Raw genomic sequence first — 26,608 nt, 5'->3', positions numbered from 1 at the left:
GGCTGTATAATTTCTCGTCATACAAAATTTTTAGTTAACTAATTTGGAGTCCTCATGGCACGCGTAACTGTTCAAGACGCTGTTGAAAAAGTTGGCAACCGTTTCGACCTAGTTCTAATTGCGGCTCGCCGCGCTCGTCAAATGCAAACTGGCGGTAAAGATTCACTAGTGCCAGAAGAGAACGATAAGCCAACGGTTATCGCTCTACGCGAAATCGAAGAGAGCCTAATCACTAAAGAGATCCTAGATGCTCGCGAGCGTCAGGAACAACAAGAGCAAGAAGCAGCAGAATTAGCAGCAGTAAGCAGCATTGCTCACAGTCGTTAATCTGACTCTCTTCACTACAACTATCTTTTCGGGCCTAAAGTTTGTATCTATTCGATAGCCTCAAAGACGTTGCCCAAGAATACCTAACAGAGCCTCAAATTGAGGCTCTGCGTCAATCTTATGTGGTAGCGAAAGACGCCCATGAAGGGCAAACCCGCTCTAGCGGTGAACCTTACATCATCCACCCTGTAGCTGTTGCTCGTATCTTGGCAGAAATGCGCCTAGATATTGAGACACTTCAAGCAGCGCTTCTTCACGACGTCATTGAAGATACTGAAGTCACCAAAGAAGAACTCGAAGGTCAATTTGGCAATACCGTTGCTGAACTTGTAGATGGTGTTTCTAAGCTGGATAAGCTTAAATTTCGTGATCGCAAAGAAGCTCAGGCTGAAAACTTCCGCAAAATGGTCCTTGCCATGGTGCAAGACATTCGCGTTATCCTGATCAAGCTTGCTGACCGTACTCACAACATGCGCACTCTAGGGGCTCTTCGTCCTGATAAAAAGCGTCGCATTGCTCGTGAAACGTTAGAGATCTATTCACCTTTGGCCCACCGCCTCGGTATTCATAACATCAAAACAGAGCTTGAAGAGCTCGGTTTTGAAGCCCTTTATCCAAACCGCTACCGTGTTCTCAAAGAAGTAGTGAAAGCTGCTCGTGGTAACCGTAAAGAGATGATTCAACGCATCCATACGGAAATCGAAGGCCGCCTTGAAGAGGTAGGCTTAAAAGCACGTGTATTCGGCCGTGAGAAGAACCTGTTCTCCATCTACAACAAGATGAAAACCAAAGAGCAGCGCTTCCACACCATCATGGATATCTACGCGTTTCGTGTCGTGGTTGAAGATGCCGATACTTGTTATCGCGTACTTGGACAGGTACATAGCCTGTATAAACCCCGCCCGAGCCGCATGAAAGATTACATCGCGGTACCAAAAGCTAACGGCTACCAGTCTCTGCACACTTCGATGGTTGGTCCACACGGCGTGCCGGTTGAAGTACAGATCCGTACCGAAGATATGGATCAAATGGCAGACAAAGGTGTCGCGGCGCATTGGTCTTACAAAGGCAATGGCGATCGTACTGGCACCACAGCGCAAGTGAAAGCTCAGCGCTGGATGCAAAGCCTGCTAGAGCTTCAGCAAAGTGCCGGTAACTCATTTGAGTTTATCGAGAACGTTAAGTCTGACCTATTCCCAGATGAAATCTACGTCTTCACACCAAAAGGCCGAATTGTAGAGCTACCTGTCGGTGCGACTGCGGTGGATTTTGCTTACGCTGTTCACACTGATGTCGGCAATACCTGTGTTGGTGCTCGCGTTGATCGTAACCCTTACCCACTAAGTAAGGCGCTGAAAAACGGTCAAACCATTGAGATCATCAGCGCGCCAGGCGCTCGTCCAAATGCCGCATGGCTAAACTACGTGGTGACTTCACGTGCTCGCACTAAGATTCGCCAAGTACTGAAAACCATGCGCCGTGAAGAGTCGATCACGCTGGGTCGTCGTCTGCTCAATCATGCACTTGGTGAGAAGTCTCTTTCAGATATCAATGAAGAGAACATCAACCATGTTCTTGGCGATCTGAAGATTGCTTCTATTGACGACCTGTTAGCAGATATTGGTCTTGGCGAACTGATGAGTATCGTCATTGCACGCCGCCTACTCGGTGACGCTGACGAACTGACTGAAGTCGATAGTAAGAGCGACAATTCAAATAAGAAAAAACTGCCAATCCGTGGTGCGGAAGGCCTACTTCTGACTTATGCGAACTGTTGTCACCCAATTCCAGACGATCACATCATTGCCCACGTTTCTCCGGGTCGTGGTTTGGTGGTGCACCGTGAAACTTGTCCAAACGTCCGTGGCTACCAAAAAGAGCCGGATAAATACATGGCAGTGGAATGGTCAGAAGGTTACGACCAAGAGTTCATTACCGAACTTAACGTTGATGTTCAGAATCGTCAGGGCGCGCTCGCTGAGCTAACCAATGTCGTTTCAAGAACCGGTTCTAACATCCACGGTCTATCGACCGAAGAGCGTGATGGTCGCTTATATACAGTGACTGTGCTGCTCACAACCAAAGATCGTGTCCACTTAGCTGGGATTATGCGCAAAATTAAGAGTATGCCTCATACCCTTAAGGTTCGTCGTCGTAAAAACTAACCCGCTAAATTGATTGAAAATGCCCTTGAAATAACCGTTTCAAGGGTTTTTGTTTTATAAAGATTATGAACTTAGAACGCTACAATCGAATTCAACAAGTCCTCAAAGCTCGCCAGACTGATCTGACGCTTTGCCTAGAAGAAGTCCACAAACCAAATAACGTTTCTGCAGTGATTCGAACCGCAGATGCAACAGGCATCCACAAAGTTCATGCTGTTTGGCCAAACGAGATGCGCACGCTTAGCCACACTTCAGCAGGCGCACGTAACTGGGTCGACTTAGAGACTCATGACACCATTGAAGAAGCCATTACTGAGTTAAAAGCGCAAGGTATGCAAGTGTTGGTGACCAACCTATCTGACACTGCAGTGGATTTCCGTGAAATTGATTACACCAAGCCGACTGCCATCATTTTAGGTAGTGAGAAAACTGGTGCGTCTGAACAAGCGAAAAAGCTGGCAGACCAAGACATCATCATTCCAATGATAGGCATGGTGCAGTCTTTAAACGTCTCCGTCGCCAGTGCTGTCATCCTTTATGAAGCGCAGCGCCAACGCGATGAAGCGGGCATGTACGACAAAGATCAAAGCTCAATTCCTGCCGAGACCATCCACCGCATTCTGTTTGAGCGTGGCCACCCTGTGCTGGCTAAAGTTGCTAAGCGCAAAGGGCTCGAGTACCCACCACTGGACGAAGAAGGGCAAATCATTGCCGATGAGGCTTGGTGGGCAGAGATGCAGAAGAAGTAAGGCTTTCCTGCTCAATTTATCCTGTACAAATACACAGCTCGGTGGTTAACTATCATTAACTGATTGAACGACTTACCGAGCTTTGTTATGTCCCAACTGCTATCTGCAATCCCGCTAACCTCACTGACAGGCGTCGGTGCGAAAGTTGCTGAGAAACTCGCAAAAGTTGGGCTCAACTCCGTTCAAGATCTGCTTTTCCATCTGCCATTGCGCTATGAAGACCGCACTCGTATTTACCCAATCGTTAAACTTCACGCTGGGCTGTGGGCTGCAGTTCAAGGCAAAGTCATGAGTGTCGACACCCTTTTCGGTAAGCGTAAAATGTTGTCAGTCAAAATTAGTGACGGCAATGGCACCATCACACTGCGCTTTTTTAATTTTACCGCAGGGATGAAAAACAACTTTGCCGAAGGTAAAACAGTCCATGCGTATGGAGAGATAAAGCGCGGTGGATTTGGATTAGAAATCGTCCACCCAGACTACAAGTTTTACGCACCAAATCAGAGCGCCGATGTTGAGCAAACACTGACTCCTGTTTATCCAACGACCGATGGTTTGCGTCAAATTACCCTACGTAACCTCACCGACCAAGCGCTACAATTACTCGACAAAACCGCCGTACAAGAACTACTGCCTGCGGGGCTTTACGATCACCAAATCACTTTATCTCAGGCGCTGCATACTATTCACAGACCACCACCAACCATAAATTTAGACGAGTTTGATGAAGGCAAGAACCCAGCTCAGATTCGCTTAATTATGGAAGAGTTATTGGCACAAAACCTTTCGATGCTGTCAGTACGCAGTAAAGGTCAACAAGACGCTGCTTTGCCTCTCAACGACTGCAACACGCTTAAACAGCAATTACTCGCTCAATTACCCTACTCACCGACCAATGCTCAAGCGAGAGTAGTTGCTGAAATTGAGCAGGACTTAGTCAAAGCTCACCCTATGATGCGTTTAGTGCAGGGAGACGTAGGTTCGGGTAAAACATTAGTCGCCGCTTTAACTGCAGTAAGAGCACTCGAGCACGGCTATCAAGTCGCACTCATGGCACCAACCGAATTACTGGCCGAGCAGCACGCGATTAACTTTGCTAACTGGTTTGAGCCTATGGGTATTAAGGTGGGTTGGCTCGCAGGTAAGCTCAAAGGCAAAGCAAAAGAGACAGAGTTAGCACGCATCGCCAGTGGGGAAGCCCAAATGGTAGTGGGGACACACGCGTTATTCCAAGAGCATGTGCAGTTTAGTCACCTCGCGCTGGTGATTATTGATGAGCAGCACCGTTTTGGTGTTCATCAACGTTTAGAGCTGCGTGAGAAGGGGGAAAAACAAGGAACCTACCCACATCAGTTAATCATGACTGCCACGCCAATTCCTCGAACTCTCGCGATGACGGCTTATGCAGATCTTGAAACGTCCGTTATTGATGAGTTACCGCCTGGCCGAACGCCAATTCAAACGGTAGCGATCCCGGATACAAAACGCGACACCATCATTGAGCGCGTGCGTAACGCCTGCCTCAACGAAGGTAAACAAGCTTACTGGGTTTGTACTTTGATTGATGAGTCTGAAGTGCTCGAAGCCCAAGCAGCAGCAGAAACGGCCGAAGATCTGCAACGTAAGCTACCCGAAGTCAAAATAGGCTTAGTTCACGGCCGAATGAAGCCGGCAGAAAAACAAGCGGTAATGCAGGATTTCAAAGACAATAAGCTGCAACTGCTGGTCGCGACAACCGTGATTGAGGTGGGTGTAGATGTCCCTAACTCCAGCTTAATGATCATTGAAAACCCAGAGCGTTTAGGTTTGGCTCAGCTCCACCAGCTACGCGGTCGAGTAGGTCGAGGCAGCGTCGCAAGCCATTGTGTTTTGCTTTATCACTCGCCGCTTTCAAAAACAGCGCAAAAGCGTTTAGGGGTTCTACGGGAAAGCAACGATGGTTTTGTCATCGCTCAGCGCGATCTTGAAATTCGAGGTCCGGGCGAGTTACTCGGCACTAAACAAACAGGTATGGCAGATTTTAAAATTGCCGATTTAGTGCGAGATCGACGCTTAATTCCAGAAGTTCAGCGCATCGCTCGCTATATTCACGACAATTACCCAGACAATGCGGTTGCGATTATTGATCGCTGGTTAGGTGATAGAGATGTCTATTCAAAGGCCTAGTCTATAACTGTCACCTTCGAAGACAAGGCGTAGGCGAGTCGAATTCTTCTAGATATTCCCAACTCGCTCATTGGTCACTTTATGGAATGACACATTTATCTGCGTCATTCCCAAGAGAGAGATACAAACGAGTTGAAGATCTCTTAAAGTCAGTCGAGAACGGAGCTAATCCTTCACCTTCAAAATCTCATCCCACGGCAAGCTTTCATCTCCCAGCACGATAAAATTCGGATTTTCTAACGTATCTCGCTCGTTATAAGACAATGGCGCTAACTGTGTACTCAAAATACGACCGCCAGCCTCTTCAACAATACATTGTGTCGCAGCGGTATCCCACTCACCGGTTGGGCCAAGACGTAAGTAACAGTCCACAGCACCTTCTGCAACTAAGCAGGCTTTCAAGGCAGCAGAACCCAATGGAACAAGATCATAATTCCATGCACTGCACATACGATTGGTGATGCGATTAATGTCTTGACGACGGCTGATGGCAATCGCAATTGGGTGCGCTTGACCATCATGTTGATGAGTCTTTATCTTCACACTCTCGCTCATATCAGGGATCTTCCACGCACCCTTACCTTGATAGGCATAGTAGGTCACACCTGATACTGGGCCGTAAACCACACCCATAACCGGTTTGTGGTTTTCAACCAAAGCAATAATGGTTGCGAAGTCTCCACTGCGAGCAATAAATTCTTGAGTACCATCCAACGGATCCACTAACCAATAACGCCCCCATTGAGAGCGTTTATCAAGGCTAATATCTGCGTCTTCTTCTGACAGCACTGGGATATCAGGCGTTAACTCAGAGAGCTTTTCAACAATGAATTTATGCGCGGCGATATCGGCACTGGTGACCGGTGTTTCGTCGCTTTTGGTGTATTCTTCGTACTCTTTCTTCTCGTAGATATCGAGAATAAGCTGCCCAGCAGAACGGGCAATTTCAATCACTGCAGGCAAATGATGAGACAGGTCTTTTGTCATTGGCATAATAAATCCTTATCACCCTGCTTTAATTTATGGTTTTAGGATACGCAGGGCGAGTAACAACGCGGTAATACTCCGCGCCTCGCAAAAATCAAGATGGGTTAAGAGCTCTTCCGCTTGTGCTAAAGGCCAACGGATCACTTCAAGTGGCTCAGGCTCATCACCTTCTAGTTGTTCTGAGTATAGATCCTCTGCAATAAACAGGGTCATTTTGCTCGAGAAATAAGACGGCGCTAAGATCACTTCTTTCAGCGGGGTTAGCTTACGTGATCCAAAGCCAATCTCCTCTTTGAGTTCACGGTCAGCCGCTTCAAATGGTGTTTCTCCACTATCAATCAAACCTTTAGGGAAACCAAGCTCATAACGCTCTGTTCCTGCCGCGTACTCACGCACCAAAAGTATGTCACCTTGCTCCGTAATCGGCACCATCATGACTGCATTACGACCACTCGGCTTCATACGTTCATAGGTACGCTCTTCACCATTGCTAAAACGCAAATCCATAGCTTCGACGGTAAACAGTCTTGATTGTGCAACTGTGTGTTGTGCCAGTACTTCCGGCGGTATCCGTTTGGCCATGAGCTTGCTCCTTAGCAAATAATGAATCTCATAATATATGAGAAATTAGGATAATTTGACAACAAAAAAGGGCTGACATTATCGTCAACCCTTTGTATTCCATATGGTTTAAACACCCAATCTCACTAACTGGATTGATTAGTAGTAAGAGTGCTCACCACGGTCATGCTCGGTCGCATCACGAACCGCTGTTAATTCACCTTCGAATTGTTGCAGCAGCTCTTTCTCGATGCCTTCTTTTAATGTCACATCAACCATAGAACAACCGTTACAACCGCCGCCAAAGGCAACAATTGCAATACCTTCTTCAGTAATCTCTACTAGGCTCACGTGACCGCCGTGGCCTGCTAGCTGAGGGTTTACTTGAGTTTGAATCACGTACTCTACACGCTCAACAAGCGGCGCATCGTCAGACACTTTACGCATTTTCGCGTTTGGCGCTTTCAGAGTTAACTGAGAGCCCATCTTGTCAGTCACGAAATCGATCTCTGCATCTTCAAGAAATGGCAAGCTTAGTTCATCAACAAAAGCAGAGAATGGTTCATATTTCAGTTCTGTATCCGTCGATTCAACCGCTTCTGGTGGGCAGTAAGAAACGCCACACTCAGCATTCTGAGTTCCAGGGTTCACAACGAATACACGGATGTTGGTGCCTTCTGGCTGTTGGCTCAGCAGATTAGCAAAGTGCGACTGAGCATTTTCTGTAATAGTAATAGAATTTGACACGACGAATACCTGAGTAATTTTGTAGGCTATTTGGTCACCATTCTACTCCTGATTTTGCCAAGATCTAGCCCTAGAGTATGAAAACTCGACTTCAAGATTTGTCTGACGGCTCAGGAGTACGGCATATCGTGTAAATATCAACGCTTTTCACTCCCGCATCAAGCAGTAATTTGCATAAATGCTGCACGGTACTGCCCGTAGTGAGAACATCGTCAACAATCGCGACACGATCCGCAGTAACGGGTTGATACAATTTGAATGCTCGCTTTAGGTTACTTCTCCGTTGTTGGCGATTTTTGCCTTGCTGCGGTGATGTTGCTCTAACTCGTTTAAATAAAGTTTGATAAGGGCGCTGCAGTTGACTCGACAATGCTCTTGCCAACAACTCACTCTGATTGAACCCTCTCACCCAATGCCGGCGCCAATGCAGTGGAACAGAAGTAATCAAATCTGCTGGCTGATGGATTCTTGGTGAGAGCAACTGAGCCAACTTTTCCGCTTGCCAAAACTGACGTAGATACTTGAAATTATGTACATAAGTCGACAAGGGCGGTTGATAATCACCAACACAATAAACACGTTGCCATAGGGGCGGCTTTGTTAAACAAGCACCACATTGCGAAACCGAAGAAAGCATCAGTAAGCCGCAACACTGGCAACGTGTCTGCTCAGTAAAATAACGAATACAATCGCCACACAGCCAAGTCAGTTGCAAGTCACTTTCAATCGCTAAGCCGCACAATTCACATTGCAGTGGCAGCAGGTCGGTTATGTATTTCTTCCATTGCTGCGATACCATAATTCCTCTATTGAGTACCCAATAACCGTCTCAATAGGTACTATGCGATAGTAGAACAAGTGAAAAGGATGAGAAAAGTGGTACAGAGTGAGAGCAAAGCAACGTCTCTATATTGGCAATCCAGTGGTGAAGGAGAAGATCTGGTGCTATTGCACGGTTGGGGTATGAACGGCGCAGTTTGGCATCAAGCGGTTGAAGAGCTGAGCCAAAACTACCGAGTTCATGTTGTCGACTTACCAGGCTTTGGCCATAGCCATCAACACCACTTTGATACCGTCGAACACATGGCAGAGCTTGTCCTAGAGCACGCACCGGAAAAAGCCACATGGTTGGGCTGGTCTCTCGGTGGATTGCTCGCAACCCATATCGCTCTTCATCATCCGGAGCGAGTGGAGAAGCTCATTACTGTCGCAAGTTCACCAAAGTTCTCAGCAGAGCGTCCTTGGCGAGGCATTCAGCCCAACGTACTAAGTGCATTTACTGATCAACTCGTCGAAGATTTTCAGCTCACCATTGAACGCTTTATGGCACTGCAAGCAATGGGCAGCCCATCCGCACGGCAAGATGTGAAAACACTTAAAAAAGCGGTCTTATCGCGCCCAACACCTAACCCTAAATCACTTCTTTCTGGTCTTAATTTACTAGCAGAGCTCGATTATCGTGACGCTTTAACTCACATTAGTATGCCGACCCTGCGCCTTTATGGTCGATTGGATGGGTTAGTGCCGGCCAAAGTCGCTAGTGACGTAGATAAACTCATGCCATCCAGTGAGAGTTATATGTTTGGCGCTTCTTCTCATGCTCCATTCATGACGGAATTTAGCGATTTTTGTCAGCAAGTTAGCCGCTTTATCACCGACAAATAACAATTTATTACACTCTCAGCGCTAAATTTTTGACCATTGCGGTCGATAAATATACGAACCCTAATAATATCGCCATACAGCGGTAAGGGTTGGGCGTGAGGAGGTTTAGCGATGCTCGTATCACCTACGAACGTAAGTGTGCCGCTAATCGCCCCATCGGTGAATGTTCAAACGGAGCAAGTCGCTCGCGACAATAAAGTCCGCGAACCAGTTGCCCCAACCATGGCATTGACCAAGAGTAATGCAGAGCGACAAGTCAAAGCAGACGACAAGCGGCGCAAACAGTCTTCTTGGGATCCAGCAGAGCACCCAAGCTATGATGCTGATGAACAAGATGAGGTGAGCGCGACTTCTCAGGAAAACCCACACGATACTCTCGAGCGAATATTCCAACTGCTTTCCCTCGACAGCTACAGTCAAAGTCAGGGTAAAGGCTACGCAATGCGCTTTCGGTTACCCAAACGCATCATCGATGCGGCGATAACAGAAGGAAAAATGGCCAAACGCCGAACTGTGATTAAATTTCATTATGGTCAAGCGGTTGCGCCACATACACCATCTGATGTCATTGCGGTGTTGTAGTACCTACCTAGTTAGGAAATACCGAAAAAAATCCCCGAACCTGAAAAGGAACGGGGATTTGTCTTTTTAACTTAACGTAAAGTAGTTAGCGCTTTGCTTTAGCAAATGCCGCTGCGAATGCCCCGCCCATAGCACTGTTGCCTGAAGACTCTTCACGACGACGCTGACTAGCTTGATGGTTTTGCGCTTGTCGCTGTTGATGACGAGGAGCAGAAGCACGCTGCGCACGATTGTCTTGACCAGGCTCATCAGTCAAGCGCATAGACAGGCCGATACGTTTACGTTGCACATCCACTTCCATCACTTTCACTTTCACAATATCACCAGCTTTCACCACTTCACGCGGATCAGCAACGTACTTGTCAGTTAGCGCAGAGATATGGACTAAACCGTCTTGGTGAACACCGATATCCACAAAGGCACCAAAGTTCGCTACGTTAGACACCACACCTTCTAGAACCATGCCCGGCTCCAGATCGGAAACAGAATTGACGCCATCAGCAAACGTTGCTGTTTTGAATTCTGGACGAGGGTCACGACCTGGCTTATCCAATTCTTTAATAATGTCCGTCACGGTTGGCACACCGAAGCTTTCATCCGTGTAGTCGACTGCATGCAGACCACGTAAGAATTGGGTATCACCAATCAGTGATTTCACATTCTTACTGTTCTTTTCCGCGATCGCTTTAACAACTGGGTACGCTTCCGGGTGAACAGAAGAGGCATCTAATGGGTTCTTACCATCCATAATGCGCAGGAAGCCCGCACACTGTTCAAACGCCTTAGGCCCAAGACGTGCCACTTTCTTCAGTGTGGTACGCGCTTCAAAGCGGCCGTTTTCATCACGGTAATCAACAATATTTTGCGCAATCGTACTCGATAAGCCCGCCACTCGGGTTAACAGTGCCGGTGAAGCGGTATTCACATCCACACCTACGGCGTTTACACAATCTTCAACTACCGCATCGAGACGTTTTGCCAACATTGACTGGCTAACATCGTGTTGGTATTGACCCACACCAATGGATTTCGGATCAATCTTCACCAGTTCTGCCAGTGGGTCTTGCAGACGACGAGCAATCGATGCTGCGCCGCGCAGAGAGACATCTAGATTTGGAAACTCTTTCGCTGCCAGTTCAGATGCAGAGTAAACCGATGCGCCCGCTTCGCTGACCATGATCTTCTGCACTTTTAGGTTGCCACGCTTAATCAAATCAGCCACAAAGCTGTCTGTTTCACGTGAAGCGGTGCCGTTACCAATCGCAATCAGATCGACATTGTATTTACGCACTAAAGCATCCACTACTTGTGCTGATTTGTCGTATTGCTTTTGCGGTGGATGCGGGTAGATAGTCTCCGTTGCCAGCACTTTACCGGTCGAATCAACCACTGCAATTTTCGAACCTGTACGCAAACCAGGATCTAGGCCCAATGTCGCGCGCGGACCTGCTGGCGCTGCCATTAACAAGTCTTTTAAGTTAGTGGCAAACACTTCGATTGCTTCAACTTCAGCACGCTCTTTCATCGCGCCCATCAATTCAGTTTCCATGTGCATTGACACTTTAATGCGCCATGCCCAACTGATCACCTGTTTACGCCAACCATCGACTGGTGCGTGGCTCAATGAAATGCCGTAGTGGTCAGAAATAATCGTTTCGCAATGAGATTGGCGCACGCCCTCTTCTTGTGCAGGATCGGCATTCATCGCCAACGTTAAGAAACCTTCGTTACGCCCACGCAGCATCGCTAACGCACGGTGCGATGGTACTCGGCTCAAAGCTTCATTATGCGCAAAGTAATCTTTAAATTTTTCGCCTTCATGTTCTTTACCCTCAATCACGCGAGCCACCAGCTCAGCGTTACGATTAAGGTGATGACGAATCTTCTCTAATAAATTGGCGTCTTCAGCAATGCGTTCCATGATGATCGCACGTGCACCATCAAGCGCCGCTTTGGTATCCGCCACGCCCTTATCCGCTGAAACATACAGCTCAGCTTCCGCTTCTGGCTCGGATTGCGGCTCATTCCACAGCTTATCCGCTAATGGTTCGAGACCGGCTTCAATCGCGATCTGACCTTTAGTGCGGCGTTTTGGTTTGTATGGCAGGTATAAGTCTTCAAGGCGAGTTTTACTGTCGGCTTGGTTGATTTCTGCTTCAAGTTCAGCGCTTAGCTTGCCTTGCTCTTGGATTGACTTAAGGATGGTTTGACGACGATCATCCAACTCACGTAAGTAAGAAAGTCGGCTATCTAAATTACGCAGTTGAGTATCATCTAGGCCACCTGTCACCTCTTTACGGTAACGGGCGATAAAAGGGACCGTATTACCATCATCAATTAGGTTAACAGCAGCGGTAACTTGCTCTGGGCGAACATTCAGTTCTTGAGCAATCATGTGACAGATAGCTTGGCTCATCCGTTGAATCTCTTTAATTATGCTTTAGTGGGTATATGGGGACAGAATGATGGAATATAAAGCTATTGGTGATAGTCGATACTATTTACAAACCACTCTTTGAAGCCATCTGGGGTTTTAACGCTAAACTCGTCATCCACCTCTTTTTTCAGCAGCGCACGTGCCATTGGTGAATCGATCGAGATATAACCTTTTGCGTCACCATAGATCTCATCTGGCCCTACGATTCGGAACTTTTTCACTTCGCCATCGTCATTTTCAATTTCAACCCAAGCGCCAAAGAAGACTTTACCAGCCTGCTGAGGTGAATAATCCACCACTTTGACCTGCTCTAAGCGTTTACGCAGGTAGCGGACGCGGCGGTCAATTTCACGCAGACGTTTTTTGTTGTATTGGTAATCTGCATTCTCACTACGATCGCCAAGACTCGCGGCCCAAGTCACCTTTTTGGTCACTTCCGGACGGTCCTCTTTCCAAAGGAAATCAAGTTCTTTCTTTAAACGATCATAGCCTTCGCGCGTAATTAGGTTTGTTTTCATGTTTCTGACGTTAATGAATTGAATATGACGTATACATTAGCTAAAAAGGAAATAAACGTTAACAATTCTTTGCGCCACTTTAGTCAGAACAGTGTTACATTTTGACTGGTTAAAAAGGGCAACATAGCCTGGTCTTGAGCGCTAAGCGTATTTGATAGGTGGAATCACTACATGCAAGAAAATTACAAGATTTTAGTCGTTGATGACGATGCGCGCCTGCGTGCGTTGCTAGAGCGTTACTTGTCTGAACAAGGATTCCAAGTTCGCAGTGTCGCGAATAGCGAGCAGATGGACCGCCTATTAACTCGTGAAAACTTCCATCTAATGGTGTTGGATTTAATGTTGCCGGGTGAAGATGGCCTTTCTATCTGTCGCCGTTTACGTAACGCCAACAACATGCTGCCAATTTTGATGCTGACAGCGAAAGGTGACGAAGTCGATCGAATCGTTGGCCTAGAAGTGGGCGCAGATGACTACCTGCCTAAACCGTTTAACCCGCGTGAACTCTTAGCTCGTATTAAAGCGGTACTGCGTCGTCAAACGATGGAATTACCGGGTGCACCAAGCAGTGAAGAGTCTGTGGTTGAGTTCGGTGAGTTCCGCCTAAACTTAGGCACCCGTGAAATGTTCCGTGGCGATGAAGCAATGCCTTTAACGTCTGGGGAATTTGCGGTACTGAAGGCGCTCGTCACTAACGCGCGTGAGCCAATGTCTCGCGATAAACTCATGAACATGGCTCGCGGTCGTGAGTATTCAGCGATGGAACGTTCTATCGACGTACAAATCTCTCGCCTACGCCGCATGTTAGAAGTTGACCCAAGCAAACCACGTTATATTCAAACGGTTTGGGGATTAGGTTACGTATTTGTCCCAGACGGCAAAGAAGCCTAATTCGAATTCTGCTAAAGTGCGAGACATTGTCTCGCACTTTTTGTTTTACCACTAGCAAGGTTGCTAATATGCGCATTCACAGCTCATTTACTCAATCGATCATCATTTTTGTCACCTTATTAATTGCCAGCCAGATCTACTCGTACTACGCCGTATTCAATTACGCTCTCATGCCGAGCTTGCAGCAATTCAATAAAATCCTCGGCCACGAAATCAACCTGATGCTCAATGACTCTGCAGGGTTGGAAGATAAGTTAGATCTTGATGCGCCGATTCGCCGCCGAGTGCTCGAACAGCTTGGTGTGACGATTCACGCCAAAGACAGCCCTATCGCCGATGAGTACTATCACGCGGTGACGATCGATTTAATGAGCGAAGAGATGAGCAACGAACTTGGCTCGCCAACTGATGTACGCATGATGCTGGGCTCCGAAAGCTACATTTTATGGATGCAGATCGACTCTTTACCCGATTCATTACTGCGAATACCGCTGTCTGAGCTACAAGAAGAGGACTTTGCACCGCTATTTCGTAACAGCCTAATTATGGCGCTACTTATTATCGCTGGCGGTTGGTTGTTCATCCGTTTGCAGAATCGACCGTTGATCGCGTTAGAAAAAGCCGCAAAAGGTGTAGGCCGAGGTGAAATTCCACCTCCACTACCAGAAAAAGGCGCATCAGAAATTCGTTCTGTAACCAGCGCATTTAACCAGATGTCGAAAGGTATTCAGGCATTAGAAGAAGATCGTGCGCTGCTGATGGCTGGGATTAGCCACGACCTGCGCACACCTTTGACCCGCATTCGTCTTGCGACGGAAATGATGTCACCAGAAGACAGCTATTTGGCAGAAGGCATTATCAGCGACACCGAAGAGTGTAATGAGATCATCAGCCAATTTATGGATTACCTCAAACCAGTGAACAAGCAATCTTTCATCGAGGTTGATCTCAATGATGTCGCTAATGATGTGGCATCATCCGAAGGTGGTTATGAGGTTCAAATTGAGACTGAATTCCAACAACCGATGAAAGAGACGCTTGGTAGCCCTATTGCGATCAAACGCGCGGTGAGTAACCTGGTTGTTAATGCGCTCCGTTATGGTAATGGCTGGATTAAGATCAGCACAGGTACCACAGCAGATAACAAACTGGTTTGGGTTTGTGTCGAGGATAACGGCCCGGGTATCGAGCAGAGCCAAATCGGTAAGCTGTTTGAACCCTTTACCCGCGGAGATACAGCGCGAGGCAGTGAAGGAACAGGGCTTGGACTCGCCATCGTGAAGCGGATTGTTAGTCAGCACAATGGTTCTGTCATTGTGAATAATCGCAGTGGTGGTGGCTTAAGAGTGCAGATTAGCTTTCCACTCATTAAGTAATCGAAACAAAAAAACAAAAGGCCGCTTTAAGCGGCCTTTTATTTTCTCACTACAATCAGAATCTTCCGCTGTAGGTAAATTGGTATTTCCCGTCTCTATCAGGCTTAGGTAGCCAACCTAACTGCTCGCTAAATGCAGAAGGGAATTCAGCGCCCGGTTTAAACCAAGCATTACTTTGGTAACTACGATTAGGTTGTAGAACCAACTGAGCTTCACTTTCTACCTGCTTACTGCGCTGATCGCCCTTCAAAGTGATCGCACTCTCTTCACAGGTAAAGTTGGCGACCACTGGCCCCACTTCAAGTGTCTCTAACGGAGTACCAATCTCATTGGTATTCCACACAACACTACCCTCGCCAGTTTGACAATATGGAGCAGCGTAAACAAGGCGCTTCACGCTCAGTTCTACTTGACCAGATAACTCTAGCGGTACAGGGATCGGCGGAACAAACTCCATCACTTGCTCAACCGGAAGCGAAGCAATGAGATTTTCAACATAAGGTCCAGACAAGCCATAACCCACAAAACCTCGACCGGTTATCTGCATATCACTGCCGCGACCAAAACGAACTTGAGCTTCGGCGTTGCCCGACAAAAGCTTACTTACTTGTAATTGCCATTGCACCGCACCAAGATTATTTCGCTGCCAACGAACATTCGCTGCACTGCCTTTCCACAGAGTGCCTTCCACGCCAGAAATCGCCAGCGGCGCAGGTAAGGGGGCATAATTAAGTACAAGCTGAGCAGGTAAGTGCACAAGGGCGCTGGTCACAAACACCAGAATTAAACCCAAACTCAATAAAATTACTTTTTTCACAGGTTACCCCTTGGTGAGCTGCAAACGCTTCACTTCAACCATACCGTCAGCATCACCTCTATCAATATCAAGGAAACTCACGAAGATGCCGTGATTTTCTTGTAGTGCGCTTACCCACTCAAGAAACTGGTTGAAAGGCATAGGTGCGATCCAAACTTGTAGCTGTTCACCACGAGGCTGAACTCGAACTAACTCCACTTTATAACGTCGAGCAGACGATGACACAGCTTGGTTTAGAGGCTGACCTGAAGAGACCTGCCCAGTTTGGCTCCGAAGCTGACTAATGGTGTCCGCTTTATCTTTCACCCAAGTCAGAAGCTGCTTCTCACTTTGAATTCGCATCTGGGCCGTTTCGGCACGCTGCGCTGTGGGTTGAATCAAACCCCAATACAAACCGCCTAGAACTAGCAGGATCGCACAAACGATAACGAGCCTTTGTTCACGTGAGCTAATCTTGCTCCACCAATTTTGCATTGGTATCAGTAATGCGTTCATTCTTGCTACCTCACAATGGCTTTAAAACAAAAGAGCCATTGACCAAATCACCGGAGCGATTTAACTGTCCTTGCTCAACATTAAATTGGCCCGCAAACAACTCACGTGCTTTTTCAAACGTCTGGAAATCTTTACTTTGTGCTTGCAAACGGACTTCACCACGCGCGCTATCAAACTTAAAGCTGGTGAGGTTGAGCGTCGGTACTTGCTTGAGTAAAGCAGGCATGCCAGACATCCAATCCAGTAACGACTCTTCTACGCTGCCGCCAGAGAGTCGCTTAGCCTCTCGATCCATTTCTCGCTTAAGATAACTCACCGTCGGAATCTTAGTTTTGCCCGGTAATGACTGACGGAAAATACGCTCGCTCTCTGCGCGGTAGGCTTGTGCCTGAGATTCATAGCGTTGGATCTGCAGTAAATTATCCACCATCACCACAGCCATCAAAAACACAGCTGCCATCGCCACTTTCTGCCATACTTTCCAGTAACGGGAAAAAGAAGATTTCGCTTTAAACTGACCTGTTAATAGATTGATTTTGCTGTTTAGCGCACCCTCTGCGAGCATCTGCATCACGAGTTTAGGCTCGCCATTTTGCCACTCTTGTTCTGCTGTAAGTTCCAATTCAGGCAAACTTGAGTAAGCGGTAAGTGGCAGGTATTCATCGGCCTCTTTAACCCAATCCGATTGAGCAATTAGGCTCAACCAATCACGATTCACCGCAAGTCCACTCGATGCATTTTTCTTTAGTAGCCAAAAGCCATCCAATTCAACCGCACTGATACCCGCTTGATCTGGCAGAGCCAATACGTCAGGCAGTACTTTTTGAATCACGCAGCCAATGTCACGCAGTTGCGCCAAAGATTGTTCAAACCAGCGTTTATCTAGCGCACAAACTTGCGCCGTACTTGCTTGTTTACCCAGAATGGTAAAGTGCAGTTCATCCACATCTTGAGCCAATTCATCTTCTAAGATAAATGGCAGCATGGTATCAAACTGACGGCTTGCACCCGCTGGGATTTCGACTTCTGTCAGCACTAAGCTAGCCGCTGACACCAATACGATTGTGCGACGATTTTCAGCGTAAGCAGTCAAATCAGAGATCTGCTCCCAGCCAGTCAACTCACCACTGGCAATCACTTCCTTTTGCTGCTCAGACCAAACCAGCCATTGAATGACTGATGAGGTGTTATTGCTCAGTCGAACGATCAGAAACTCGTTCACCGATACCTCCAAAGCGACGGCTGATCACCGTTGCAGTTTCTCGATTATCACTAAATAGCAGGCTGCGAATTCTTACTCGCGAATCGCCTACCAATATCTCTGCGTCCATTTCAAAATACTTACTATCAACCGATAAGTAGCCTTTGGCTGTCTTCAGTTGATCTGGCTTGATATTGGCAAACGCACCTTCTTTCAAAAAATCATCCACACTAGCCCAACCATCGAACGGACGATCTTCGAGCACTTGTTTAGCTTGATCGACACTGATGTTTGGTTGAAACAGAGCACTAACAAGCGCTGCATGTTCAGGCTGGACCGTATTTACATTCAATCTAAAATCTGTGGTCGGAATCGCGCAGACATACGGCGATAACGTATTCATCACCTCACCCGTGACTTGGTTTATCGCGCGTAATTCAGAGCTATCTGCAAGTAAACTATTGGCTGGCAGATAGGCAGGCGACATCGACTCATAATAACTATCTTCCACACCGGAAACAGAATTCACTGTGCTATTTGCGTCAACAAACTCCCATGTCGATTGTGCGATCGTCTCCGCTTGGTAGTTTTCAATTTCGAGCTCTTCAAGTAGATGTTGCAAAGCTTCAACTAAGAAAGGCAATTTATCCGAACCTGATGCCTGCTTTGCTTCTACCAATGCATTGATATTAAAGCACGCTTGTCTATCCACTAAACGGCCTTTCAATGTGCCGTAGTCGAGTGGGTAGGTTTGCTCTTCTAATGCCCAAGGCTGAGATAAGTTAATGGTATCAGCGTCTTTGTAGCTCTGCTCAATACCTGTCTTAGCCAGCGCTTCAACACCGATGCTGTACCAATACGCTTGCTGATAGTTTATCTGGTTAGTCGCGCGTTTGAATTGACCAAACAAGCGATCTGCCATACTCGCCGCAATACTGACCATCACGGCCAATAGTAGTAAGACAACAATCAGGGCGACACCACGTTGAGACTTAACTCGATTCATCGCTCGCCCCACCCATATTCAACTGGCCGCCATTAGTCAGATAGATGCGCTCTATGCTGCCGTAATCTTTAAGTTCCAGCGTTAACGCCACCGCCACAGGCAACGCATTTTTTTGTTCCCACTGATTTTTCCACTCTTTTCCATCAAAAAAGCGTAAATCATAACTTTCGACCTTATCGATAAGTGGCATCACAATCGGCGTTTGACCTGCCGGTGTATCGGCATAACGCCACCAGACTCGCTCAAGAACATCCTCTTTTAGGCGATAACCCACTTTGGTTACTTCACCACGAGGAAATTGTTGTTGCGGGTTATGCCAACCGCTGCGAGCAAACATTATCCCTTTAGTATCTGAATCAAGCAGATAATCTTTCCATTGAAGTAATTCAGTGGTTGGGACTTCACCTTCAGTTCGAGTTTGTCTCAAGGTCATCTGACGAAAGTCGTTATTCATAAACACCAAGGCGCGCTGCAAGGTTTTTAATCGCTCACTGCGCTCTTGTGATAACTCATTGCTACGCTGGACCTGATTCAACACTTGGTAAGCGCCGACACTTAAACTCGCAAAAATAGCGATCGCGACGAGCACTTCAATTAAGGTGAAGCCTTGCTGGCGTCGAGAAACTGGCTTACTTCGAGACATAACTTCTCACCGTCACTATCGCCGAACCACCTTTGCTTGCTGCCACTTTGACATCAAACGCCTGCAACAAATTACCTGACGTAGACACAGGCTCTACCGTCCAAAACCATTCGCGGCCCGCGAGTTCTTCTACGCCCTGTTTCTTGGTCGGCTTGCGGCCAGAAAGAATCACTTTGGCCATTTGGTTGTCCACCACCATTGAAGCAAAAGTCTTCTCTTCTAGATAGCTGAGCGTATTAATGTGCTGACTGACCGAACGAATCGTTGCAATCGCTGCGGTGGCAAATATCGCTAATGCCACTAGTACTTCTAATAGGGTGAAACCTCGATTAGTTCTCTTCGTCATCGCTCTCTCCTGGGGCTAGAACAATGATCTCTCCATTTTCTTTTGCCACTACATGCCAAGCATCACGCTCAATACTGAGATGCTGAGGATAAATAGCAATAGAAAATGGCGTCACTTCTCCACTCGACATAATAAAGGCTTGAGGCGGAAGCACTTTGCGTTCTTCTTCAAGCTCAGAAAACATCTCTTCATCAAACAAGCTACCAGGTTTGAATAATCGGTCTTCATCTTTCCAACTATTCCCTCCTAGCTCTAATTGCATCACCAACTCATCAGGCAGGGTCACTTCAGAAGGTAATTGTGCATCTTCTAGCGGCTTCCAGCCCTCTTGTTGCAGAGCTAATAGATAGTATTTGGATTTTTTTTCATCCACGCGCAAACCAAAATCACGTCCACTTAAAATCGCCTCTTCATTGAGTAGTTGTAGGCGATGATAAAGCGACAATGCTTGCTGTTTAGCCGCGTCAGAGCTTTTTTGTGGCAATGTTGAGATGACAGCAACCGATGCGACCGAAAGTAGCACAAGGACCAGTAAAATCTCGATGAGGGTAAACCCTTTATGGCTGAGCATAAGAGAACGAGGGTGGTATCGACCACCCTCTAAATAGGAGAGCTGATTATTGGAAGTCTTGGATGTTCCAGTTACCAATATCTGCATTGGCACCTTCACCACCCTCTTGACCATCTGCACCTAGCGTGAAGATATCCACAGAACCTTTATCACCCGGGCTTAAGTATTGGTAATCATTGCCCCAAGGGTCAGTCGGTAAACGTTTGATGTAGCCACCGTCACGGTAGTTACGAGGCTCTGGGCTTGAAGGCTTAGTCACAAGCGCATCCAGACCTTGATCAGTATTTGGGTAAACACTGTTATCTAGCTTGTACATATCCAGCGCATTTTCCAGTGCGACAATATCAGTAATCGCTTTCTGTTGATCCGCTTTCTCTTTATTACCTAGCAAGTTAGGCACAACGAAGCTTGCCAAAATACCTAGAATAACCACTACAACCATGACTTCAAGTAGCGTAAAGCCTGACTGTTTCTTTGTTCTATTTTTCATTATTTTCTCCAAACCAAAATTTAAGACCTAATATTCAGTCTCAACTTTTAACCACTCATTAAGTTGTTCATTTCAAGAATCGGCATCAGAGTCGCCATCACAATGAACAAAACCAAACCTGCCATCAATGCAATTAAAACAGGTGTAAAAATTCCTAACGCAATATTAATTGTCGACTCAAAGTTTGCGTCTTGGTTATCTGCCGCACGAGTCAACATCCCTTCCAACTCACCACTCTGCTCACCACTGGCGATCATATGCAGCATCATAGGTGGAAACAGCTTGGTTTGATCCAATGCTTTACGCAAGCTTGCCCCTTCACGGACATTATCTCGGGCTAACATGACTTGTTGTTTAACAAAGTGGTTCGACATTACATCGACCGCCACTTTCATGCCATCTAAAATTGGAATAGCACTCGAAGTACAAATAGAGAGCGTGCGAGCGAAGCGAGAGGTGTTCAAACCGCGCGAGATTTTGCCTAGCATAGGCAAACTCACCACTTTGCGATCCCACTTCAAACGGACATTCGGTGAACGCAGCATCACTTTGACCATGTAGACCAAAGCAATAAATGCGATCAGTAGCTGAATGCCCCAATTTTGAATAAAATCACTCGATGCCAACAAGAATTGCGTCGATTGTGGAAGCTCTTGGCCCATTTGAACAAATTGACCAACAATCTTAGGCACAACCGCCGCCAACAAAAAGGCCACAATACCGACGGCAAACACCACCAGCACCACAGGGTAAATCATCGCTTGCTGCAGTTTAGAACGCAGCTTCTGGCGGTTTTCCGCGTAATCAGCTAAGCGCTCTAACACCCCATCAAGGTGACCGGATTTCTCACCAGCCTGTACCATAGAACGGAACAGTTCATCAAAAATATGAGGATAGTCCGCCAAGCTGTCGGCTAGGGTATAACCTTCCACCACTTTTGAGCGTACAGCCAACAACATCGTTCGAATGCGCGGTTTCTCAGACTGCTCAGATACGGCTCTTAAACACTCTTCAAGCGGCATGCCCGATTGAACCAATGTGGCTAACTGACGCGTGATCAGTGCAAGATCTGGTGTACTGATACCACGCTTAAACGTCAGTCCAGATTGGCTACTTGCTTGTTTGGCTTTTTGACGAGTTTCGCTCACTTCTACCGGTACGAGCCCCTGCTCTTTCAAGCGAGCACGAACCTGACGAGCGTTATCTCCTTCAATCACACCTTTCTGGGTTTTGCCTTTTGCATTTAAGGCTTTGTACTCAAATGCTGCCATTAGCCTTCCTTGGTCACTCGCATCACTTCTTCAAGTGAGGTCACACCATTGCGTACTTTTGCCAAACCGTCATCACGAATACTTGGCGTCTGCTGACGAATGGATTTTTCAATTGCTTGTTCACCGGCTTCACTGTGGATCAGCTCTTGAACTTGTTCATCAACAACCAGCAACTCATGAATACCAGTACGGCCACGATAGCCTTTGTAGCTACATTTCTCACACCCTTGAGCACGATGAAGTGTTAAAGATTCACTCTCAGCAACATTAAATAGCTTCTTGGTTTCGCTATCTGCTTCATACGGCTGTTTACAGTCATTACAGAGCGTTCGAACTAGGCGCTGCGCCAACACGCCAAGCAGTGAAGATGAGATCAAGAATGGCTCGATCCCCATATCACGTAGACGAGTAATCGCACCCACCGCGGTATTGGTGTGTAACGTCGACATTACCAAGTGACCCGTTAAAGAAGCCTGAACACCAATTTGCGCTGTTTCTAGATCTCGGATCTCACCCACCATGACCACATCTGGGTCTTGACGCAAGATGGCACGAAGTCCGCGGGCAAACGTCATATCTACTTTTGGGTTCACCTGAGTTTGGCCAATACCATCAATATCAAATTCGATCGGATCTTCTACCGTCAGGATATTGCGTTCGTTACTGTTGAGCTCTTGCAAGCCCGCATACAGAGTGGTCGACTTACCAGAACCGGTTGGACCCGTCACCAAGATGATGCCGTGAGGACGAGCAATCATAGAGCGGAAATAGTTATGGTTGCGCTCAGTCATACCTAAGCTGTGCAAATCAAGGCGAGTCGCGTTCTTGTCCAGTAGACGCATTACGACACGTTCACCATGCGATGAAGGCATGGTCGAAACACGAACATCCACCGCTCGCCCGCCAATGCGCAGTGAAATACGACCATCTTGTGGCACGCGTTTCTCCGCAATATCCAGCTTTGCCATAACTTTAACGCGCGACACCAACAATGGCGCCAGTTTACGGCTAGGTGAAAGCACATCACGCAAGACACCATCAACACGGAAGCGAATCGACAAGCTCTTCTCGAAGGTTTCGATGTGAATATCGGACGCGCCTTCTTTGATTGCTTCACCCAACATGGCGTTGATCAGTTTAATAATCGGTGCATCATCTTCTGACTCAAGCAAGTCTTCATCATGGGGTAAGTCTTCGGCCAATGAGAAAAAATCATCGTTATCTGCACCGAGATCTTCCATGAGCTGACGCGCTTCTGAAGAGTCTCGCTGATAAGCTTGAGTCAACTTTTGCTCAAAAGCCTCTTTACTTAACTCTTGCAGAGAAACGTTTTGTCCTGCCACTCGCTGAACTTCCAACAATGCAGGAACGGCTAACGGTGCAATGTAGTAAAGCACCGAGCCTTGCTCTGCTGGCTCTAACACTAATTTAAAGCGATTAGCAAAACTGAACGGAAGACGACAAACCGCCGTGGCTGCATCTATCGTCATTACTTCGCGCCCATCTGCTCAACAAAGGCTTGGATTTCTGCTGGGTGACTGATGTCTTCACCAAAGCTCGGTAGAACCGGAATATGGCTGTTATCCATCAGCTTCAAGCCTTGGTCTGCTTTATAAAGCTGCTCTGCACGAATGAAGTTGTATTTACGCTGAGTAATACCATCCGCAGTCACACCATCGCGAATGATGGTTGGCTTGATGAATACCATTAGGTTTTTCTTTTCAACTTGAGTACTGGTCGATTTGAACAAGTGGCCAAGTACTGGAATGTCACCCAGTAGCGGTACTTTAGATTCACTCTCCAATGCACGTTCATCAATCAGGCCGCCCAAGACAATCATTTGGCCATCTTCAACCATGACCGAAGTGTTCAGTTGGCGCTTGGCAAAACGCACATCCACAGCACCATTAGGACTTAAAACGTTTGATACCTCTTGCTCAATCTTGAGCTGAACCGAATTACCTTCGTTGATTTGAGGGACAACCTTCAGCTTGATACCCACCTCTTTACGATCCACCGTTTGGAATGGGTTGTCGTTATTCGAACCCGCCGTTGAACCGGTAATCACTGGCACCTCTTCACCGACGATAAATGACGCTTCGCCATTATCCATCACAGTGATACTTGGAGAAGATAGAATGTTTGAGTTTGAGTCGGTAGAGACAGCACTAATTAAGGCAGTCCAATCGCCCATGACTAAGCTCACAGCAGCGCCGTTTACACCCGCAAGAGCCGCGGCAAGTGAGGAGTAATCGCCTTTCTCTGTTGTGGTTTCATTTCGTAAGAAATCACCATCAGAATTGTAAACAGCTTTAGTCGTTTCGGTATCTTTGGCTTCTTCTAGGCCTACCATCACACCGCCAATCGATGCGCCAGTATTGCCGTATTGAATCATGGCACCTGTTTCTAGATTACCCCATTGCACGCCAAGGTTGATGCCATCACCCTCAGCCATTTCTACAATCAGAGCTTCGATCAATACTTGAGCACGACGAATATCAAGCTGAGAAATCACATCTTGCAGAGCATTCATGATATCTGGCGGCGCAGTCAGAACCAGCGCGTTGGTGCCTGGGTGAGCGGCGATCATCACTTCACCACGTTTTACACTTGAGCCTTTTTTGCTGCTTGAAGACTTTTCTGCCTGTAGGTTATCTGATACGCCTTTAAGCACATCGACTAACTCTTCCGCATCCGCATACTTAAGGTAAACCACACGGTTATTGCCTTTTGATGCCATTTCTACATCTAGCTGTTTGATCAATTTACGCAGGCGTTGACGAACTTGCGGGTCACCCGAAATCAAAATCGAGTTGGTGCGATCATCGGCAACGAGCTTAGGCTTAAGAAAGGCTGGGGTGTTTTTGGTATCGGTGGTCTTGTTCAATGCTTCAACGATACGCACCATTTCTGCAGCAGAAGCGTTGTCTAGCTCTACCACTTCAATTTCTTTGTCACCCGCTTGGTCAACGCGTTTGATGATATCGGCTAAGCGATTTACCACAGCTGCACGGCCCGTGATCAAGATAATATTGGCTGGGTCGTAATGCACAACGTTACCCGCACCCGCGTTATCATTGAGCTGACGTAATAGAGGAGAAAGTTCACGAACAGAAACATTGCGAACCGCAACCACACGAGTAACTACTGCGTCACCATGAACGGAGCCATCACCAACAACAGGAATCGCAGAGGTTTTGGCGTCTTTCGCTTTCACAACCTTAACGACACCATTTTCCATCTCAACCACAGCGTAGCCATACACTTCCAATACATTAAGGAAGAAACTGTAATACTGCTCTTCCGTTAACATGTCATAGCTACGAACATCCACTTTGCCGCGGACAGAAGGGTCAACAATGATCGTTTTATCGAGATTACGACCGACGATGTTGATGAACTCTTGAATGTCAGTGCCTTTAAAACTTGCACTAAACTCATTTGCCACCACCAACGTCGGGGCGGTTAATAAGCTTCCTGCTAAAAGCCATGCGCTTTTCTTAAGCCAATGCTTCACGTATTACTCCTCGTGGAAGCAGCTGCTGGAGCAACTGCCTTATAATTCAATGTATATCTCGTACGGCTGACCATCACGCTCAACCGTTAACGTTAACTCTGTCATTTGCGATATGCTTTGGAAGATCTCTCCCATTGCTGACGAGTCTTTTAAATCCAAACCATTAATTTGCGTTGCTACATCACCCGGCTTTAAACCGACCGAATCAAATAGCGCTTTATCTTTGCCCGGAGAGAGTCGATAGCCCAAAACATCACCATCTCGCTTCACTTGAGACATGCGAACATACTGGAAGATTTGTTTCGCATCCTTACGAATTTCATCACGAATTTGTTCCAGTTTATTTTGTGGAATTTGAGCACTAGAAGATGACGGTTGAGGGGCTTTTTCAGGCTCAGGCTTACTGTACTTAAGACCTTCTAGCATCACGGTCTCGTTGCGGCCCGAATTATCAACAATGACACGATCCTTCTGCACTTGGTAAAGCTTGGCACGAGTACCTTCAATAACTTCACCAATTCCATACGTTGCCTGTTTACCACGATTGGCAATAACCGCGAGGCTTTTATCTGGATTAGTACTGGTCACAACACCCACTAATACCACACTTAAGCGGCTTTTCGGTGCATCTTCTACCTTTGGTTGTGTAACAACTTGACGTTGCTCCTGATATTCACCAAACAAGTGGCTATTTTGCAGTTCAGTAAGATTCACGGTTTGAGATGAAGATGTTTGGCCAGCAGAGAATCGCGTTGGCTGCCACTTGGTGACCGTTTCAGAAGTTAAAGGCTGCCAAACCAGTTGACCCAAGATCCATGCACTCATCACCAACAACAACGCCATGACTGTAAAGCTAATACGTTGCTGCACTTGAACTTCTTTTACTGATTCGCCCAACTTAAAGAGTGCGTTTACGCCTTTTTGCTTCACAGAATATCCTTCTCGTCTGCGCTTAATAAAATCGTGCCCATAAATCAAAGGGGTAGCCAACCATTGTATCAAAATATGAAACAAGCTAAACCGTTAACTCGTCATACACACTAAGGTAAAAGACAAATTTGCTACCCTCGCTTGAAAAAT

General features: G+C 46.9%; 26 protein-coding genes. 8 read left to right on the top strand and 18 right to left on the bottom strand.

Annotation, left to right across the window (positions count from 1 at the left end; genetic code table 11):
* Positions 1-54 precede the first annotated feature (54 nt).
* The 4 genes from rpoZ to recG all read left to right on the top strand — a co-directional run bounded on the left by rpoZ (position 55) and on the right by recG (position 5,407).
* Positions 55-327, top strand: a complete 273-nt coding sequence (gene rpoZ, locus GVO60_RS16340) for a DNA-directed RNA polymerase subunit omega (protein WP_159655920.1) — start codon at positions 55-57, stop codon at positions 325-327.
* A 41-nt stretch (positions 328-368) separates the two neighbouring features.
* On the top strand, positions 369-2,492 hold the full coding sequence (gene spoT, locus GVO60_RS16335; protein ID WP_159655918.1) for a bifunctional GTP diphosphokinase/guanosine-3',5'-bis pyrophosphate 3'-pyrophosphohydrolase: 2,124 nt from the start codon (positions 369-371) through the stop codon (positions 2,490-2,492).
* Between the two features lie 65 nt (positions 2,493-2,557).
* Complete coding sequence (trmH, locus tag GVO60_RS16330) at positions 2,558-3,241, top strand: tRNA (guanosine(18)-2'-O)-methyltransferase TrmH (protein ID WP_159655916.1); 684 nt, start codon at positions 2,558-2,560, stop codon at positions 3,239-3,241.
* Between the two features lie 87 nt (positions 3,242-3,328).
* Positions 3,329-5,407 carry an ATP-dependent DNA helicase RecG gene (recG, locus tag GVO60_RS16325; protein WP_159655914.1) on the top strand — a complete coding sequence of 693 codons (2,079 nt, stop codon included), beginning with the start codon at positions 3,329-3,331 and terminating at the stop codon, positions 5,405-5,407.
* A 165-nt stretch (positions 5,408-5,572) separates the two neighbouring features.
* On the opposite strand, the gene cysQ is transcribed toward recG, so the two are convergent.
* From cysQ to GVO60_RS16305, 4 genes are all read right to left on the bottom strand, one after another.
* The gene (cysQ, locus tag GVO60_RS16320; protein ID WP_159655912.1) at positions 5,573-6,400 is read right to left on the bottom strand and encodes a 3'(2'),5'-bisphosphate nucleotidase CysQ; all 828 of its coding nucleotides are present in this window, start codon (positions 6,398-6,400) and stop codon (positions 5,573-5,575) included.
* 27 nt (positions 6,401-6,427) lie between these two features.
* A complete protein-coding gene (gene nudE / locus GVO60_RS16315) occupies positions 6,428-6,976 on the bottom strand; it encodes an ADP compounds hydrolase NudE (protein WP_159655910.1) in 549 nt (182 codons plus the stop codon).
* Between the two features lie 138 nt (positions 6,977-7,114).
* Positions 7,115-7,702 carry a Fe-S biogenesis protein NfuA gene (gene nfuA, locus GVO60_RS16310; RefSeq protein WP_159655908.1) on the bottom strand — a complete coding sequence of 196 codons (588 nt, stop codon included), beginning with the start codon at positions 7,700-7,702 and terminating at the stop codon, positions 7,115-7,117.
* A 91-nt stretch (positions 7,703-7,793) separates the two neighbouring features.
* Positions 7,794-8,501, bottom strand: coding sequence for a ComF family protein (locus GVO60_RS16305; protein WP_159655906.1), 708 nt, complete (start codon positions 8,499-8,501; stop codon positions 7,794-7,796).
* A 68-nt stretch (positions 8,502-8,569) separates the two neighbouring features.
* On the opposite strand from GVO60_RS16305, the gene bioH reads away from it, so the two are divergent.
* Together bioH and GVO60_RS16295 are read left to right on the top strand one after the other, a co-directional pair.
* A complete protein-coding gene (gene bioH, locus GVO60_RS16300) occupies positions 8,570-9,367 on the top strand; it encodes a pimeloyl-ACP methyl ester esterase BioH (protein WP_159655904.1) in 798 nt (265 codons plus the stop codon).
* A gap of 111 nt (positions 9,368-9,478) precedes the next feature.
* Positions 9,479-9,949 carry an ATP-dependent Lon protease gene (locus tag GVO60_RS16295; RefSeq protein ID WP_159655902.1) on the top strand — a complete coding sequence of 157 codons (471 nt, stop codon included), beginning with the start codon at positions 9,479-9,481 and terminating at the stop codon, positions 9,947-9,949.
* Positions 9,950-10,034: 85 nt separating this feature from the next.
* On the opposite strand, the gene GVO60_RS16290 is transcribed toward GVO60_RS16295, so the two are convergent.
* Complete coding sequence (locus GVO60_RS16290; RefSeq protein ID WP_159655900.1) at positions 10,035-12,365, bottom strand: Tex family protein; 2,331 nt, start codon at positions 12,363-12,365, stop codon at positions 10,035-10,037.
* Positions 12,366-12,427: 62 nt separating this feature from the next.
* Entirely contained in the window at positions 12,428-12,904 is a 477-nt protein-coding gene (greB, locus tag GVO60_RS16285) for a transcription elongation factor GreB (protein ID WP_159655898.1), read from the bottom strand.
* 171 nt (positions 12,905-13,075) lie between these two features.
* On the opposite strand from greB, the gene ompR reads away from it, so the two are divergent.
* Both ompR and envZ read left to right on the top strand, forming a co-directional pair.
* Positions 13,076-13,795 (top strand): osmolarity response regulator transcription factor OmpR, encoded by a 720-nt coding sequence (gene ompR / locus GVO60_RS16280; RefSeq protein WP_159655896.1) that lies wholly within the window; start codon positions 13,076-13,078, stop codon positions 13,793-13,795.
* A 68-nt stretch (positions 13,796-13,863) separates the two neighbouring features.
* Positions 13,864-15,171 (top strand): two-component system sensor histidine kinase EnvZ, encoded by a 1,308-nt coding sequence (gene envZ, locus GVO60_RS16275; RefSeq protein ID WP_159655894.1) that lies wholly within the window; start codon positions 13,864-13,866, stop codon positions 15,169-15,171.
* Between the two features lie 55 nt (positions 15,172-15,226).
* Here the strand turns inward: envZ and GVO60_RS16270 are convergent, their stop codons facing one another.
* From GVO60_RS16270 to gspC, 12 genes are read right to left on the bottom strand one after another with little or no spacing between them, the layout of a single operon-like run.
* Positions 15,227-15,988, bottom strand: coding sequence for a type II secretion system protein N (locus GVO60_RS16270; RefSeq protein ID WP_159655892.1), 762 nt, complete (start codon positions 15,986-15,988; stop codon positions 15,227-15,229).
* A gap of 3 nt (positions 15,989-15,991) precedes the next feature.
* Positions 15,992-16,483 (bottom strand): type II secretion system protein M, encoded by a 492-nt coding sequence (locus GVO60_RS16265; protein ID WP_159655890.1) that lies wholly within the window; start codon positions 16,481-16,483, stop codon positions 15,992-15,994.
* 10 nt (positions 16,484-16,493) lie between these two features.
* Positions 16,494-17,705, bottom strand: a complete 1,212-nt coding sequence (gspL, locus tag GVO60_RS16260; RefSeq protein WP_159655889.1) for a type II secretion system protein GspL — start codon at positions 17,703-17,705, stop codon at positions 16,494-16,496.
* On the bottom strand, positions 17,671-18,690 hold the full coding sequence (gene gspK / locus GVO60_RS16255; RefSeq protein ID WP_159655887.1) for a type II secretion system minor pseudopilin GspK: 1,020 nt from the start codon (positions 18,688-18,690) through the stop codon (positions 17,671-17,673). The genes gspL and gspK overlap by 35 nt, the downstream gene beginning before the upstream one ends.
* Positions 18,677-19,333 (bottom strand): type II secretion system minor pseudopilin GspJ, encoded by a 657-nt coding sequence (gene gspJ / locus GVO60_RS16250; protein ID WP_159655885.1) that lies wholly within the window; start codon positions 19,331-19,333, stop codon positions 18,677-18,679. Before gspJ ends, gspK begins: the two co-directional genes overlap by 14 nt.
* Positions 19,320-19,679: a type II secretion system minor pseudopilin GspI gene (gene gspI / locus GVO60_RS16245; protein ID WP_159655883.1), complete on the bottom strand. Its 360-nt coding sequence runs from the start codon at positions 19,677-19,679 to the stop codon at positions 19,320-19,322. The genes gspJ and gspI overlap by 14 nt, the downstream gene beginning before the upstream one ends.
* The gene (gene gspH / locus GVO60_RS16240; protein ID WP_159656291.1) at positions 19,663-20,250 is read right to left on the bottom strand and encodes a type II secretion system minor pseudopilin GspH; all 588 of its coding nucleotides are present in this window, start codon (positions 20,248-20,250) and stop codon (positions 19,663-19,665) included. The genes gspI and gspH overlap by 17 nt, the downstream gene beginning before the upstream one ends.
* Positions 20,251-20,296: 46 nt before the next feature.
* The gene (gspG, locus tag GVO60_RS16235; RefSeq protein WP_038140834.1) at positions 20,297-20,740 is read right to left on the bottom strand and encodes a type II secretion system major pseudopilin GspG; all 444 of its coding nucleotides are present in this window, start codon (positions 20,738-20,740) and stop codon (positions 20,297-20,299) included.
* Between the two features lie 47 nt (positions 20,741-20,787).
* Entirely contained in the window at positions 20,788-22,011 is a 1,224-nt protein-coding gene (gene gspF, locus GVO60_RS16230) for a type II secretion system inner membrane protein GspF (protein WP_159655881.1), read from the bottom strand.
* Positions 22,011-23,501: a type II secretion system ATPase GspE gene (gspE, locus tag GVO60_RS16225; protein ID WP_159655879.1), complete on the bottom strand. Its 1,491-nt coding sequence runs from the start codon at positions 23,499-23,501 to the stop codon at positions 22,011-22,013. The genes gspF and gspE overlap by 1 nt, the downstream gene beginning before the upstream one ends.
* The gene (gene gspD / locus GVO60_RS16220) at positions 23,501-25,528 is read right to left on the bottom strand and encodes a type II secretion system secretin GspD (protein WP_159655877.1); all 2,028 of its coding nucleotides are present in this window, start codon (positions 25,526-25,528) and stop codon (positions 23,501-23,503) included. The genes gspE and gspD overlap by 1 nt, the downstream gene beginning before the upstream one ends.
* Positions 25,529-25,567: 39 nt before the next feature.
* Positions 25,568-26,458 (bottom strand): type II secretion system protein GspC, encoded by an 891-nt coding sequence (gspC, locus tag GVO60_RS16215; protein WP_159655875.1) that lies wholly within the window; start codon positions 26,456-26,458, stop codon positions 25,568-25,570.
* Positions 26,459-26,608 lie beyond the last annotated feature (150 nt).

This window comes from Vibrio atypicus, from assembly GCF_009811315.1.
In the GTDB taxonomy this organism is placed as follows: domain Bacteria; phylum Pseudomonadota; class Gammaproteobacteria; order Enterobacterales; family Vibrionaceae; genus Vibrio; species Vibrio atypicus.
The sequence above is the reverse complement of the archived record's forward strand: the minus strand, read 5'-3'. Positions and strand labels throughout refer to the sequence as shown.

Coding starts and splice junctions, on each gene's coding strand:
- bioH (WP_159655904.1), top strand. CDS start 8,570: ATGAGAAAAGTGGTACAGAGTGAGAGCAAAGCAACGTCTCTATATTGG.
- envZ (WP_159655894.1), top strand. CDS start 13,864: ATGCGCATTCACAGCTCATTTACTCAATCGATCATCATTTTTGTCACC.
- GVO60_RS16295 (WP_159655902.1), top strand. CDS start 9,479: ATGCTCGTATCACCTACGAACGTAAGTGTGCCGCTAATCGCCCCATCG.
- recG (WP_159655914.1), top strand. CDS start 3,329: ATGTCCCAACTGCTATCTGCAATCCCGCTAACCTCACTGACAGGCGTC.
- gspK (WP_159655887.1), bottom strand. CDS start 18,690: ATGAATCGAGTTAAGTCTCAACGTGGTGTCGCCCTGATTGTTGTCTTA.
- GVO60_RS16305 (WP_159655906.1), bottom strand. CDS start 8,501: ATGGTATCGCAGCAATGGAAGAAATACATAACCGACCTGCTGCCACTG.
- rpoZ (WP_159655920.1), top strand. CDS start 55: ATGGCACGCGTAACTGTTCAAGACGCTGTTGAAAAAGTTGGCAACCGT.
- greB (WP_159655898.1), bottom strand. CDS start 12,904: ATGAAAACAAACCTAATTACGCGCGAAGGCTATGATCGTTTAAAGAAA.
- gspJ (WP_159655885.1), bottom strand. CDS start 19,333: ATGTCTCGAAGTAAGCCAGTTTCTCGACGCCAGCAAGGCTTCACCTTA.
- GVO60_RS16290 (WP_159655900.1), bottom strand. CDS start 12,365: ATGAGCCAAGCTATCTGTCACATGATTGCTCAAGAACTGAATGTTCGC.
- ompR (WP_159655896.1), top strand. CDS start 13,076: ATGCAAGAAAATTACAAGATTTTAGTCGTTGATGACGATGCGCGCCTG.
- gspH (WP_159656291.1), bottom strand. CDS start 20,250: ATGCTCAGCCATAAAGGGTTTACCCTCATCGAGATTTTACTGGTCCTT.
- trmH (WP_159655916.1), top strand. CDS start 2,558: ATGAACTTAGAACGCTACAATCGAATTCAACAAGTCCTCAAAGCTCGC.
- gspG (WP_038140834.1), bottom strand. CDS start 20,740: ATGAAAAATAGAACAAAGAAACAGTCAGGCTTTACGCTACTTGAAGTC.
- gspF (WP_159655881.1), bottom strand. CDS start 22,011: ATGGCAGCATTTGAGTACAAAGCCTTAAATGCAAAAGGCAAAACCCAG.
- nudE (WP_159655910.1), bottom strand. CDS start 6,976: ATGGCCAAACGGATACCGCCGGAAGTACTGGCACAACACACAGTTGCA.
- GVO60_RS16265 (WP_159655890.1), bottom strand. CDS start 16,483: ATGAACGCATTACTGATACCAATGCAAAATTGGTGGAGCAAGATTAGC.
- cysQ (WP_159655912.1), bottom strand. CDS start 6,400: ATGCCAATGACAAAAGACCTGTCTCATCATTTGCCTGCAGTGATTGAA.
- gspI (WP_159655883.1), bottom strand. CDS start 19,679: ATGACGAAGAGAACTAATCGAGGTTTCACCCTATTAGAAGTACTAGTG.
- gspE (WP_159655879.1), bottom strand. CDS start 23,501: ATGACGATAGATGCAGCCACGGCGGTTTGTCGTCTTCCGTTCAGTTTT.